At 68.6% G+C, this 14,350-nt stretch carries 10 protein-coding genes; 6 read left to right on the forward strand and 4 right to left on the reverse strand.

The genetic code is table 11. The features are described from left to right. Nucleotides 1–42 precede the first annotated feature (42 nt). From mtrA to hpf, 5 genes are all read left to right on the forward strand, one after another. Nucleotides 43–723, forward strand: coding sequence for an MtrAB system response regulator MtrA (gene mtrA / locus OC372_RS01290; protein ID WP_029261966.1), 681 nt, complete (start codon nt 43–45; stop codon nt 721–723). Nucleotides 724–730: 7 nt separating this feature from the next. After that, nucleotides 731–2,413: an MtrAB system histidine kinase MtrB gene (gene mtrB, locus OC372_RS01295; protein ID WP_262000711.1), complete on the forward strand. Its 1,683-nt coding sequence runs from the start codon at nt 731–733 to the stop codon at nt 2,411–2,413. Further along, complete coding sequence (locus tag OC372_RS01300) at nt 2,410–4,128, forward strand: GerMN domain-containing protein (protein ID WP_262000712.1); 1,719 nt, start codon at nt 2,410–2,412, stop codon at nt 4,126–4,128. Before mtrB ends, OC372_RS01300 begins: the two co-directional genes overlap by 4 nt. Before the next feature lie 256 nt (nt 4,129–4,384). Beyond that, nucleotides 4,385–4,864: a ComF family protein gene (locus tag OC372_RS01305; protein WP_262000713.1), complete on the forward strand. Its 480-nt coding sequence runs from the start codon at nt 4,385–4,387 to the stop codon at nt 4,862–4,864. Nucleotides 4,865–4,999: 135 nt separating this feature from the next. Then, complete coding sequence (hpf, locus tag OC372_RS01310; RefSeq protein ID WP_029261962.1) at nt 5,000–5,656, forward strand: ribosome hibernation-promoting factor, HPF/YfiA family; 657 nt, start codon at nt 5,000–5,002, stop codon at nt 5,654–5,656. Nucleotides 5,657–5,728: 72 nt separating this feature from the next. Here the strand turns inward: hpf and OC372_RS01315 are convergent, their stop codons facing one another. The 4 genes from OC372_RS01315 to OC372_RS01330 all read right to left on the reverse strand — a co-directional run bounded on the left by OC372_RS01315 (nt 5,729) and on the right by OC372_RS01330 (nt 11,310). Next, nucleotides 5,729–7,054, reverse strand: a complete 1,326-nt coding sequence (locus OC372_RS01315; RefSeq protein ID WP_105709673.1) for a hypothetical protein — start codon at nt 7,052–7,054, stop codon at nt 5,729–5,731. 76 nt (nt 7,055–7,130) lie between these two features. Further along, the gene (locus OC372_RS01320; protein ID WP_262000714.1) at nt 7,131–9,971 is read right to left on the reverse strand and encodes an FtsX-like permease family protein; all 2,841 of its coding nucleotides are present in this window, start codon (nt 9,969–9,971) and stop codon (nt 7,131–7,133) included. After that, complete coding sequence (locus OC372_RS01325) at nt 9,968–10,693, reverse strand: ABC transporter ATP-binding protein (protein ID WP_029261959.1); 726 nt, start codon at nt 10,691–10,693, stop codon at nt 9,968–9,970. Before OC372_RS01325 ends, OC372_RS01320 begins: the two co-directional genes overlap by 4 nt. Continuing rightward, a complete protein-coding gene (locus OC372_RS01330; protein WP_029261958.1) occupies nt 10,690–11,310 on the reverse strand; it encodes a PadR family transcriptional regulator in 621 nt (206 codons plus the stop codon). The genes OC372_RS01325 and OC372_RS01330 overlap by 4 nt, the downstream gene beginning before the upstream one ends. A 188-nt stretch (nt 11,311–11,498) precedes the next feature. On the opposite strand from OC372_RS01330, the gene secA reads away from it, so the two are divergent. Beyond that, the gene (gene secA / locus OC372_RS01335; RefSeq protein WP_262000715.1) at nt 11,499–14,300 is read left to right on the forward strand and encodes a preprotein translocase subunit SecA; all 2,802 of its coding nucleotides are present in this window, start codon (nt 11,499–11,501) and stop codon (nt 14,298–14,300) included. Nucleotides 14,301–14,350 lie beyond the last annotated feature (50 nt).

Here is a 14,350-nt window from a genome sequence, read left to right on the forward strand (position 1 = left end):
AGACCTGGGGTCGGCGGGACTCGGTGCCATAAGGTAACAGTTATGACCTCACGCATTCTCGTGGTCGATGATGACACAGCGCTCGCCGAGATGATCGGCATCGTGCTGCGCACCGAGGGTTTCGAGCCGGTGTTCTGCGCGGACGGTGCGCGTGCCGTCGACGAGTGGCGCTCGCAGCGGCCCGATCTCGTGCTGCTCGACCTCATGCTGCCCGGCATGGATGGGATCGAGATCTGCACACGCATACGCGCGGAATCCGGCGTCCCGATCATCATGCTCACGGCGCGCAGCGACACCGCAGACGTCGTCCGCGGACTCGAGGTGGGCGCCGACGACTACATGGTCAAGCCTTTCAACCCGAAAGAGCTCGTGGCACGGATCCGCACTCGTCTGCGTCCGACGCCGCAGACCACCAGCGAGCAGCTGCGGGTGGGCGACCTCACCGTCGACGTCGACGCCCATGAGGTGCGCCGGGGCACGGCGCCCATCGCCCTCACTCCGCTGGAGTTCCAGCTGCTGGTCGCACTTGCCTCCAAGCCGCAGCAGGTTTTCTCCCGCGAGATGCTCCTGGAGCAGGTGTGGGGGTACCACTACAAGGCCGATACCCGTCTGGTGAACGTGCACGTGCAGCGCCTCCGCGCCAAGGTCGAGCTCGACCCGGACAACCCGAAGATCGTGATGACGGTGCGTGGCGTCGGCTACCGTGCCGGGAGCGTCGGCTAGGAGCACGATGGCCGCGACGACAGCGACCACCACGACGGTCGCTGTCCTGCGCGACTGGCGAGGCTGGCCGACGATGCTCGGCACTCTGTGGCGACGCTCGCTGCGCTTCCGCACCCTCTCGATCACGCTGCTCGCGACATCGCTGGCGATCTTCATCACCTGCGTCACGATGGCGCTCGTGATCCAGAACGACCTCTTCATCTCGCGCAAGACGGTCGCCCTCGAAGACGCGCGCCGCGCGGTCGACCAGGCCCAGCGCATCCTCGACGTGGCCGAGGTGGGAGACGATCCCGCGGCGCTCTCGAGTCTCTGGGCCGGCATCCAGGACACGCTCGCCCGCACCTCGAGCACCGATCAGCTCGCGGGCTACAAGATCGACACGGGTGCGGACACCGCACGACTGAACGGATTCGAGGCCGGGCTGAACGAGAGCCTGCTGAGCCCGAACCTGCGCGCACGTGTGGTCAAGCTCGACGATCGCCAGGCATGGCAGTCGGTCGCGCTTCCGGTGGAGGACGGCCCCCCAGTCCCCGGCATCGTCGTGGGGCAGCAGTTGCAGGTCCCCGAGGCCGGACCCTTCGAGATCTATTTCGCCTACGACCTCGGCGATGCCGATCAGACCCTCGTGTTCGTCCAGCGCACACTGTGGATCGCTGGGATCGGGCTCGTGGCCATCGTCGCCGCGATCTCGTGGATCGTGCTGCGGGCGGTGGCTTCCCCGATCGTGCAGGCCGCCGAGACGAGCGCACGACTCGCTGCGGGCGAGCTCGGGGTGCGTATCGACGTGCACGGCGAGGACGAGCTCGCCGTGCTCGGTCGGTCCTTCAATGCGATGGCCGACAGCATCGAGGCGCAGATCAAGGAGCTCGGCGAGCTGTCGATGGTGCAGCAGCGGTTCGTCTCCGATGTCTCGCACGAGCTTCGCACTCCACTCACCACGATCCGGCTCGCCGCCGACATGCTCAACGACCAGCGCGGGGAGTTCGATCCCACCACTGCGCGCACCGCCGAGCTGCTGCACACCCAGGTGCAGCGGTTCGAGACACTGCTCTCCGACCTGTTGGAGATCAGTCGGTACGATGCGGGCTCGGTGCAGCTCGAGTTGGAGGCGACGAGCCTCGCGCATCTGGCGGAGGACATCATCGATCAGATGCGACCGCTCGCGGAGGGACACGGCACGGAGCTGAGGCTGGTCGCCCCCGGCGGGTATTCGCCGGTCGACATGGACCCGCGGCGTGTGCGGCGAGTGCTGCGCAACCTGATCGGCAACGCCATCGAGCACGGTGAGGGGCGCCCGGTCGTCATCACGATCGACAGCAACCAGCATGCGGTGGCAGCGGGCGTGCGGGACTTCGGGATGGGGATGGAGCCGGACGACGCGGAACGGGTGTTCGACCGATTCTGGCGCGCTGATCCCTCTCGTCAGCGGACGATCGGAGGGACCGGACTGGGGCTGTCCATCGCGCTCGGCGACGCCACGCTGCACGGCGGTACGCTCGCCGTCTGGTCGGAGCTGGGCGTCGGCACGAACTTCGTCCTCACCATCCCCCGTCACGAGGGCGTGCTGGACGGCCCGAGCCCCGTCCCGATCGAACCGCAGGAGCCCCTCGCCGAACTCGGGGATGCGACCCAGCCGATCTCCCTGGCCGAGCCTCCTCCCGAGCTCTTCGACGAGAGTGACAGATCATGAATCCGACGAGGTGGACGAGGACGCTGCGCGGCGGCGCGGTGGCCCTCGTGGCGCTCCTGCTCTCGGCCTGTGCCGGGCTTCCGACCAGCGGTGGGGTCTCGGTGGGGCTCGAGCTCGGCGAGTCCACGCAGGATGTCGACTTCCTCCCCGTGGCCTCCGGACCGATCAAGGGCGCCGGTCCCGAGGAGATCGTCGAGGGATTCCTCGAAGCGGGGATCACGACGTCCGACAACTGGGCGACGGCGCGGGAGTTCCTCGCTCCCGACCTGCAGCGCACGTGGCGGCCGGCGGCGGGGGTGTCGATCGACACCGGAACGGACACGCGTACCATCACCTCGACCGTTCCTCCCGCGGACGTCGAGGATGCGGACTCGGCCGACGTCCAGGTTCTGCTCGATCTGGTCGCCAGCGTCGACGATGCCAACACCTATTCGGAAGCGCTCGGAGCCTCCACCATGCCGTTCACGCTGCAGCGCATGGAGGACGGCGAATGGCGCATCACGGAAGCGCTCGACGGGATCGTGATCGATGAGCCGCGGTTCGAGAACGTCTTCGAGGGGTATCCGCTCCAGTACTTCGACCTCACCTGGTCGCGTCTGGTGCCCGACATGCGGTGGTTCCCGCGGCGGCAGAGTCCGGCGACGACGGTGACGCAAGCCCTGATCGGCGGTGCTCCCAGCGATTGGCTCGACCCGGCCGTGCAGAACGCCTTCCCTGCCGACGTGCAGCTTGCCCAGGATGCCGTCCTCATCACCGGGCAGGTGGCCGACGTCGCCCTCACCCGTCCGGCGACCGCGCTCGACGAGACCACGCTCTCTCGCATGCGCACGCAGTTGCAGGCCACTCTCCGGGCCGCGGGGGTCGCCGTCACCCGCGTGCAGTTCACCGTGGACGGCCGTAGCGTCGACGCCGGGGTCGTCGACGTCGTGGAGCCGTCGGCGGAGATCGGCACGCTCGTGCTGCAGAACGGCGCGTTCGGTCGCATCGTGGGGGACGAGATCTCCCCGATCGCCGGGATCAGTACCGAGATCGCTGCGATGCCGGAGCCCATCGCATCGATCGATGTGGCACTCGACGACTCCATCGCGGCCGTCCAGCTCGGTGACGGGCGGTTGTACCGGGTGGGCGACGGAAGCCGCAACGAGTTCGATGCGCCACCGGGGCTCATCGAACCGTCCCTGGATCCATACGGTTACACCTGGACCGTTCCTGAAGGAGACCCGGCGGCCCTGCAGGCCTGGGGGAGCGATATCGCCGCGCACGCGATCGGGAATGCATGGCCGACGGCGTCAGCGATCTCGGACCTGCGCGTCGCCGGAGACGGCAGCCGCGTGGCAGCGGTGGTCACCGTCGGCAAGCAGCGCTGGGTCGTCGTGGCCGCCGTCGTCCGAGACTCGGCGGGACTCCCGGTGGAACTCGGAGATGCCAAGCAGCTGGTGCAGATCGACGAGCCGGCGACCGGTCTGGTGTGGCTGGGGCCGGATCGGCTGGGTGTGCTGGTGGATCCGGTCAGCCCCCGGCTCATCACCCAGACGGTGGGCGGACCCGGCACGTCGGAGGCCGCTCCGGGCGACGCCGTCTCGGCCGCAGGTGCGCGGACCACTGCCGGCGTTCGCATCCTCGGCGCGGGCGGGCAGCTGTTCGCCCATGCGGGGTCGGCGTGGCGCGAGGTGGCGTCCGACGTCTCGGTGCTCGCCACGCGCGTCGGAGAGTGACTCTTCCTGCACACCAGGGGACTGGTCGCGGTTCTCGGCGGCAGCGGCTTCTTCGTCTGCATGGTCGAGGGCGCGGCCCCAGAATCGTCGGATGCGGACATCTTCTCGTCTCCTCGGTGTCGGAACGGAGTTGGCGGCGTTCCTGCTGGCGGCGACGTGCGCAGGCTGTGACCAGCCGGGAACGCTGCTGTGTCCGCGGTGCCGGTGCGACCTGACACCGCGCCCGCGATCCTCGCTGACGCCGGGAGGTCTGCCTGTGCACGCCGCGCTCGAGTTCGAAGGGGTCGCGGCACGCTGCATCCGCCGGCTCAAGGGTGAGGTTGAGACGTATCTCGCGCGGCCGCTGGCCACGGCGCTCGCGACGGTGCTCTCCCCATTCGTGACGCCGATGACCTGGATCGTGCCGGTCCCCACCGCGCGAAGAGCGTTCCGCCGCCGTGGCTATCGCGTCCCCGAGCTGCTGATCCGTCGTGCACACGCACAGCCGCAGCCGCTGCTCGCGGTCGTGGCCGCAGCGGCCGACCAGCGTGGCCTGGGTGCGCGTGAGCGCGAGGAGAACGTTCGCGGCACGATGCGTGCACGGGGACGGGGAGGGGGCGCCGAGGTCGTGCTCGTCGACGACGTCGTCACCACCGGTGCCACGCTCGACGAGGCAGCCAGGGCGCTCCGAGCGGCCGGCTTTCGCACTGTGGTGGCGGTCGCGCTCGCCGCCACGCCGCATCGATCGGGATTCTGAGGAACCTCATCGAGAACGCACCGGCGACACAGGGTCGCAACCCCGTGACATCCGTCGACGGTCGGACTACGGTGGGGTGACACAAGGCGACCACGGTCCGCCCTTGGCCGGGAGGACCGGGACAAGGAGGCAGCAATGGAAACAAGCATCGTTGGCGTCGGAGTGGGTATCACCGATCGCTTCCGAACCGTTGTCGAAGAGAAGATCGCCAAGGTCCAGATGTTTGCGTCACGGGCGCAACGGTTGGACGTCAAAGTCACCCACCGCGTGTATCGCAACGGCCGCATCCCGGACGAGACCGTCGAGCTGACGCTGGTGGGCAAGGGACCGGTCGTCCGCGCGGAGGCGACGGACGGCGACAAGTTCGTGGCTCTCGACCTCGCCATCGACAAGATGTCCGAGCAGCTTCGTCGTGCGAAGGAGAAGCGTGTCGATGGCCGACAGCACCCGCGCGGCGCCCACTTCGAGAAGGGCAGCGGATCGCTGGAAGGCATCGACGTCCAGCCGGCATCCGCGGATGTTCTTCATGCCGTCGCGACGGGCAACGTGCCGGTGCAGCAGCCGGAAGACGAGACCTACTCGCCCGTCGTCATCCGCACGAAGAGTTTCGACGCCGAGTGGATGACTGTGGAAGAGGCGGTCGATCGGATGGAACTGGTCGGACACGACTTCTTCCTCTTCGTCGATGTCCGCACCGACCACCCGAGCGTCGTGTACCGACGCAAGGGCTGGGACTACGGCGTGATCGCACTGAGCACGCAGGCGCCGCCGTCTGAGGCGCTCGCTTCCTGACGGAGTCGCAGAACGGCCCGGTCCCTCGCGGGGCCGGGCCGTTCTGGCGTCTGAGGACGCAGGTGCGGGTCGTCAGTCGAAGATGCCGTCCAGGAGGCTGCCGATCACGAGTCCGCCGAGGATGCCGGATGCGAGGTCGCCGCCGCCACCACCGCGCCGCGGCCCGCCGCCCCAGCCGCCACCGCCGCCCCAGTCCTGATCGCGCGGACGCGAGGAATCGATGTCGCGCTGGGCGAGCTGGAGAGCCTCGGAAGCGAGGTGCGCGACCCGACGGGCCTGCACCAGGGCGGCTTCGCGCGTGTCCTCCGCTGGCAGGAGATCGGAGACATCGACGCGGAGTCGCTCGGCCTCGGCCAGGCGCGTGCGGGCGTCGGCACCGATCCAGCCGCGGTGGCCGGCGATGAGGCCGCGCGCGACGCCGAGCTGACGGTCGGCGTCGTCGATCGCATGCTGCACCTGGGCGAGGCTGGGAAGTGGATTCTCGGCGCGGTGCCGGGCCTTGGCGATCGCCTCGTCCAGCGCGGAGTTGGCGTCGCGCAACTGGGACAGCTCGGCGAACGGGTCATTGGGCTGACCGGCCGGTGTGAGAGCGGCGAGGGCGGCTTGGAGCGCGGCCACCGCTTCGGCGACGGCCGGCACCGACGGGGCGTTGCGTGCCGCGATGAGGTCGCCGCGCGAGTCGGCGACGACTTCGGCGAGGGTGGATTCTGCTCGGAGTGCCTCGATCTCGAAGTCCTCGACCGCATCCAGAAGCGCGGATGCGCGCCGGGTGGCCTCGGTCGCTGTCTCGAGGGCGACATTCGCCTCTTCGTTCTGTTTGGCTGCACGACGGCGTTCGGAGATGTCGGCGCTGTGGGTGGCGAAGCGGATGAGCTGCTCGGCCTCGGCGGCGCTGGCGGTGATCTGGTGCATCGCGGAATCGGCGTAGCGAGCCGAGAGGCGTGCGACGGCCTCGTTGGTCTGGGGGATGCGGGTGCTGAGCGCGGCGGCATCCGCCCGCACCTGCGCGATGATCTCGGGTGCTCGGCGAACCTTGGCGACGGATTCGGCGAGGACGGAGGTCTTCTCGTCGAGAAGGTCCTGAGCCCAGTCGCAGAGCTGCAGGATGCGCGCATTCCGCGTGCGCAGCTCCTCGGCCGTGTCGGGGATCTCGTCATGGTTCAGCTGGTGGAGCTGGAATGCCTCGCGCAGATGGGTGCGCACCGCGGTGAGAGCCGTGCGCAGGTCGGCGGTCAGCGATTCACCCAGCTCGGCCTCGGCGAAGGAGAGCTCGTCCGACGTCGTGCGAATCCGCTCGTCGGCGCCGACCAGCGCCTGCTCGGCGCGACGTGCGAGATCGGCGTCCTGTGCGGCGAGTTCTTCCTGTTCGCGTTTGCGTCTGCCCCAAATTCCAGCCATAGGTCGATCCTAGTTTCTCGCGTACCGGCGGTGGCTGAGCATCCGCTCCGGGCAGGCGCTGTTCGCTCAGGGCACGTCAGGCGATCGCCGTACGTCGCGTGAGCTCTGCGCGCCGTGGGGGGATGAGCCAGCTGACCGCGGCGATCGCGAGAGGCAGGGCGACCGCAAGCAGGGCGAGCACGCCCCAGGGGATGTCGGGGATCAGAAGAACGCCTCGCGACTGGATCGCGAACCCGATCGGGGGGAGCACCCCGGCCACCGCACCCGCGAGAGTACCGAACCCGGCGATGATGAGTCCCTGCCAGAGGCCGACCCGGCGACGGAGCCCGTTCGTGCCGCCGATCGCGGAGAGCGTGGCGTCGTCGGGGCGGCGCTCGAACCGCGCCAGGCTCAGGGCCACCCCGCTCGCGCCGAGGACGAGGACACCCACGGCGCTCAGGATCGGCACGATCCACAGCGAGTCGTCGGGCGGGCCGTTCTCGAAGTACGGGGAGAGGATCCAGTCTGCTGTGCCCAGCGCATCGGCGTTCTCCTGCACGCGGTCGCGTACCTCCACCGGCACGGGGGCGTCGAACGCGGCGATCACCATGCTGGGACGCGTCGCCATCTCGAACTCCGCCGCCGTCTCCGGGGCGACCGCTACCGCGACGGCTTGGTGGGGGAGCTCGAGTGCGATGGCGTCGACCTTCCGCTCCCAGAGCGGCTCGCCACGTGATGGTCCGTCTTCCCATGCGGTCCAGATGTTGTCGGGCGCCTTCCCGTCGTAGACATCCCGGGCGCTCCAGGCGCCGACGTCGATCGTGCCGTCGGTGACGTACTGCGGGTCGGTGACGATCGCGGCGCCGTCTCGGTAGGCGGCGCGCTGTGCGGAACTCACCGTGACGCCGAGGGACTCGTCGAGCTCGTCCACCGAGACCACCGCGATCGGGTTCGGTCGGTTCTGTCCGTTCGCCGTGAACGAGTTCTCGACCTCCGGGTCGAAAAGATGACGGTCCGGCATCACGGCGATGACCCTCGTCTCGTCCGCGGGGATGTCGAGGGAGTTCGCGTAGCCCCACACCTCGGGCTGGCGGGCGATCACGGCCGTGCCGGACGCCCCCACGCTGTCCGCGAGCGCGATTCCCGCGTCGGTCGCCTCGGAAGCGACGGAGGAGTCGACGGTCGACTCCGCTCCGGTCGGCTGGATCGCGATGGCGAGGGTGCCGACCGGAGCCTGGTAGGCCCAATCCCGCGCGGTCCACGCGTTCTGCATGGAGGTCTGGCTCATGGCGAAGACCGCGACGAAGACGGTCGCGGCGATCGCAGCGAAAGCGGGAACCGTGCGTGAGGAGTTCGCCGCGGCGTCGCGGGCGGCGATGCGAGCGGCGACGCTGACGAGCGAGAGCGCTTTGGCGGTGATCCACAGCAGCCAGCGACCGGAGAGCAGGATGCCGATCTGCACGAGGATCGGCCCGATGACGATGCCGAACGGAGGAATAGCCCGCAGCGGCGAGTCCCACGGCAGATCCGTGACCTCGATGGCGAGGATCGCGAACGCGCTGCCGATCGTGAGCGCGACGCCGAGGATCAGCAGGATCGATCCCCAGATCGGTCGCGACGCACGGGGTCTCTGCGGACGACGCGCGCCGCGCAGCGCACTGAGGGTGTCGGTGCGGGCGACCGTGCGTGCGGGAAGCACTGCGGATGCGGTTCCCACCAGCACCGAGAAGGTCAGGATCCCCGCCAGGATCAGCCACGGCACGTGGAAGCCCCAGAACTGGGTGGCCGATCCGTCGGCGAGGAGTGCCATCGTCACCGCGGCCGCCCCGACGCCGAGGGCGAGACCGAGAATGCCGGAGATGAGGCCCAGGGTCGTGCCCTGGAGCAGGATGACCCGGCGGAGGTCGGCCGGCGCGGCTCCCACGCTCGCGGCGACGGCGAGAGACCGCTGCTGGCGGCGTGCGGCGACCGCGAAGGCGGCGCCCGCCAGCATCACGACGACGTACGCGGCGAAGAGCCCGCCGGCGATGAGCACGATGAGCACCGTCCACAGGGCGCCGTCGTCTGCTCCGGACCACCCGCCCCTCGTCTTGTCCGAGAGGACCGGCGGCTCCTGGATCACCGACCGCGAGTAGGCGACCACACCGTCTTCGTTCAGCTTCTCGACCTCCGGCCAGCTGAGCGACAGGTCGGGGAGATACCAGCGGGCGTCGCCCGAGAGTCCGGCGCTCGCCGGCAGGAAGAGCGCGGAGGTCGCATCGGAGAGGACCGCCGAGTCCAGGGTTCCGACGACGGTGTAGCTGCGGTCGCCGTCGGTGACGACGACCTCGTCACCGATCGCGATCCCGAGCCGCTCGAGTGCAGCCGGCGTCGCCATGATCTCGCGGCCGGACCGCGGGGTCGCCCCGTCGAGAAGCTCGTACCGTCCCTCGAATCGCTCATCCCAGACCTCGCCTCCCCACGCGGGCATCCCGGTCACGCCGTCGGGAGTCTGCACACGCACGGTGGACTCGACGACCCGGATCGCCTCGGTGCCGGACGGCAGCACAGTGGTCGGATCGGCGATCGGCGTCCCCTCGGGGGTATTGCCGGAGTTATCGGGATATCCCGTCCACGTGGGGTCGATGGGGGACTGCCAGAATCCGCTGTCCGGTATACCGCCCACCGAGACCCATGCCTCCATCCGTCCCAGTTCCGCGGTCACGCGTTCCTGCGGGGTGCCGATCATGCTCGCCCCTATGACCGCGTAGGCGGTCATGGCTGCGATCGGGAGCAGGACGAGCGTGCCGATGAGGGCGCTCGACAGCAGGGTGCGGCGCAGCTGCCGGTGCGCAAGCCGGGCGGCGACGCGCCAGCGGGCGCGTCTTCCCGGACGTCGGACGGACGAGGAGGGACGGTCGGACGTCCTCGTCTCCGGTCGGTCGACGGTCGCGGTCATCGGCCCGTCCCGCTCAGCAGCACCTCGGCGTCGTCGCGCCGGGTCTCGTCGACGATCCTCCCGTCCCGGAGAAACACGATCCGGTCGGCGAATGCCGCATGGCGCGCCTCGTGCGTGACGAGGATGCCCGCCGCACCCGCATCCACTCGTCCGCGGAGCATCCGGAGCACCAGTTCGCCGGTGACGGAATCCAATGCGCCCGTCGGCTCGTCGGCGAGGATGAGTCGTCGTCCGCCGACCACGGCGCGAGCGATCGCGACGCGCTGCTGCTGACCTCCGGAGAGATCGTCCGGATAGGAATCGAGCTTGTCCGCCAGGCCGACGGACTGCAGGGCGTCCTTCCCCGCGCGGCGGGCGACCCGCGTGCGGAAGCCGTCGAGTTCCAGCGGGAGTGTCACGTTCTCGATGGCGGTGAGCGTGGGGATCAGATTGAAGTCCTGGAAGACGAAGCCGAGGGAACGTCGACGCAGGCGGGCGACCTCCGCGGCGCTCTGCTCGCTGAGGAACGCGCCCTCGATGACGACTTCACCGGTGGTGGGTCGAGCGAGACCGCCGGCGATGGCGAGCAGAGTCGACTTGCCGGAGCCGGAGGCACCCATGACGGCGACGAGCTCCCCGCGGCGAACCTCCAGGTCGACACCCGAGAGTGCCGACACCGCCGTCGCGCCGTTCCCGTACTGCTGCGTCACCCCGACCAGTCGCAGGACCGTCTCGGCGCTCACAGTGAGGGAGCCGCATCTGCGAAGGGAGCACCAGCTTTCGCGGGCCGCCCGCGCTTGGGGCGCTCGGTCGCGAGTTCGAGCGCCATCGCCTGTCGCGGGTGCAGGGCGAGGCGCTGTTCCGTGTGGTCGAGCCACCGCACCTCGGCCTCCGCGGCGAAGATCATCGAATCGACGACCAGCGCCCAGGAGAGCTCCTCCGGACCGTCGGCGTCACCGCCGGCGTACTTCGCCCGCTGCAGGGACTGCAGCTGTCGCAGCGACGCCGTGCGCTGCGACTGGATGACCGCTGCGACGTCGACTCCGGGAAGCGTCGCGGCCACGGCGAGCTTGATCGCGAGCTCGTCCCGCGTCGCCTGCGTCCGCACCACGGGGGAGGAGAGCCACTGCGCGACCTCGGCGGAGCCGGCATCCGTGATCTGCCAGTACACATGACCCTGCTCGTCGGCATCCCCGCGCTCGACGAGGCCGTCACGCTCGAGACGCTCGAGCGTGTTGTAGATCTGTCCGACGTTCAGCGGCCAGGTGGAACCGGTGCGACGGTCGAATTCGTGCCGCAGCTGATAGCCGTAGCAGGGGCCCTGATCGAGGATCGCGAGCAGGCTCTGACGTACCGACATGGTGGGCTCCCTGGTTGTCGAGATGAATGCAATACCGAGTATATGCATACTCGGCAACTATTCGGATCTTCTCGTGGAAGGCTCGTGCAGGCGACGTGCAGGTCACAGGCCGGTAACATGGCAAAGCATGCCTGGCGTCGGGTTCACCGGCGGCCGGCGATTTACCCACTGACAGGGAGATGACATCCGTGGCCAATCCTCTTGAGAAGCTGCTGCGTGCGGGCGAGGGGCGGGTCATCCGCCGCCTGAATCAGGTCGTCAAGGCAGTGGGAGCGCTGGAAGAGGAAATCTCCAAGCTCACCGACGACGAACTGCGCAATGAGACCGTCGAGCTGCGCGCGCGCTTCGAGAAGGGCGAGACGCTCGACCAGCTCATGCCCGAGGCCTTCGCCGCGGTACGAGAGGCAGCCAAGCGCACGCTCGGCATGCGCGCCTACGACGTGCAGATCATGGGTGGTGCCGCGCTCCACCTCGGCAACATCGCCGAGATGAAGACCGGTGAGGGCAAGACTCTCGTCGCGACCCTGCCCGCGTATCTGAACGCGATCGCCGGCAAGGGCGTGCACGTCATCACGGTCAACGACTTCCTCGCGAGCTACCAGGCCGAGCTGATGGGGCGTGTGTTCCGTGCCCTCGGCATGACCACGGGCATCATCGTCTCCGGCCAGACGCCCGCGGTCCGCCGGGAGCAGTACGCGGCCGACATCACGTACGGCACGAACAACGAGTTCGGCTTCGACTACCTGCGCGACAACATGGCGTGGCGCAAGGAAGACCTCGTCCAGCGTGAGCACTTCTTCGCGATCGTCGACGAGGTCGACTCGATCCTCATCGACGAGGCTCGTACGCCGCTCATCATCTCGGGCCCGTCCTCGGGCGAGGCGAACCGCTGGTTCGCCGAGTTCGCGAAGATCGCCCGCACGCTCGAGGTCGGCGAGGACTACGAGGTCGACGAGAAGAAGCGCACGGTCGGCGTGCTCGAGCCCGGTATCGAGAAGGTCGAGGACTACCTCGGCATCGACAACCTCTACGAGTCGGCCAACACCCCGCTGATCTCGTTCCTCAACAACTCGATCAAGGCACTCGCGCTGTTCAAGAAGGACACCGACTACGTTGTGATGAACGACGAGGTCATGATCGTCGACGAGCACACCGGCCGCATCCTGGTCGGACGCCGCTACAACGAGGGCATCCACCAGGCGATCGAGGCCAAGGAGGGCGTACCGGTCAAGGCCGAGAACCAGACTCTCGCCACGGTGACGCTGCAGAACTACTTCCGTCTCTACGACAAACTCGCCGGTATGACGGGTACGGCCGAGACCGAGGCCGCGGAGTTCATGTCGACCTACAAGCTCGGCGTCATCCCGATCCCGACCAACCGGCCGATGATCCGCAAGGACCAGTCCGACCTCGTCTACAAGAACGAGACCGCCAAGTTCGCGCAGGTCGTCGAGGACATCGCCGAGCGTCATGCCGCCGGCCAGCCGGTGCTGGTCGGAACGGTGAGCGTCGAGAAGAGCGAGTACCTCTCGCGCCTGCTCGCGAAGAAGGGCGTCAAGCACGAGGTCCTCAACGCGAAGAACCACGCACGCGAGGCCGAGATCGTCGCCCGCGCCGGACGTCTGGGCGCCGTCACCGTCGCCACGAACATGGCCGGCCGAGGCACCGACATCATGCTCGGCGGAAACGCCGAGTTCCTTGCGGTCCAGGAGCTCAAGGGCAAGGGGCTCGACCCCGTCGAGACGCCCGAGGAGTACGAGGTCGCGTGGGATGAGACCTACGAGTCGATGAAGAGCATCGTCGCCGAGGAGGCCGAGAAGGTCATCGAGGCCGGCGGGCTCTACGTGCTGGGCACCGAACGACACGAGTCGCGTCGCATCGACAACCAGCTCCGTGGCCGTTCCGGGCGTCAGGGCGACCCCGGTGAGAGCCGCTTCTACCTGAGCCTGACCGACGACCTGATGCGTCTGTTCCAGTCGGGTGCCGCGGAGGCGATCCTCGCCCGCACGAACTTCCCGGACGATGTGCCGATCGAATCGGGCCTCGTCTCCCGAGCGATCCGCAGCGCCCAGTCCCAGGTCGAGTCGCGCAACGCCGAGATGCGCAAGAACGTCCTCAAGTACGACGACGTCCTGAATCGTCAGCGCGAGGCGATCTACGCCGACCGTCGACACATCCTGCAGGGCGATGACATCGCCGACCGCGTGCAGCACTTCATCGAGGATGCGATCAGCGGCGTGGTCCGCGACCACACCGGTGAGGGGCACAACGAGAGCTGGGACTTCGACGCGCTCTGGACCGAACTCAAGACGCTCTACCCGGTCGGCGTGACGATCGACGAGGTCGTCTCGGAGGCTGCGGGGCGCAAGGGAGGGATCACGGCGGACGGACTCACCCGCGAGCTGCTCTCCGACGCGAAGATCGCATACGAGGCTCGCGAGGAGGCGCTCGGCGAGGCTGCGACGCGCGAACTGGAACGTCGCGTGGTGCTCCAGGTGCTCGACCGCCGCTGGCGTGACCACCTCTACGAGATGGACTACCTCAAGGACGGCATCGGCCTGCGCGCGATGGCTCAGCGCGATCCGCTCATCGAGTACCAGCGCGAGGGCTACGCGATGTTCCAATCGATGATGGGGCAGATCAAGGAGGAATCCGTCGGGTACCTCTACAACCTCGAGGTCGAGGTGCGTCGGGCCGGAGATTCCCAGACCGCCGAGGTCGAGGCCAAGGGGCTCGCTTCCGACGGGGGAGAGCAGCGTCTCGAGTACTCCGCAGCGAACGATGCAGGCGAAGTCGAGGTCCGCAACGATCGCGGTCAGGTCCAGCAGGCGGCCACCGATCGTGTCCGTCAGGCGGCGGCTCGCGCTCAGGCCCCGCAGACCGAACCGGAAGAGGCGCCACGAGGCGCCTTCGGGCAGCGCACCGATGCGGAGGCTCCGGCCGCCGGCAACCGCGAGCAGCGTCGCGCCCAGGGCAAGAAGAAGAAGTAGCTCCCGCGCAGAGGAGAGGAGGGCCAGTCCGGGTGGATTGGCCCTCCTTT

Source organism: Microbacterium sp. Mcb102, from assembly GCF_024519805.1.
Classification (GTDB): Bacteria; Actinomycetota; Actinomycetes; order Actinomycetales; family Microbacteriaceae; genus Microbacterium.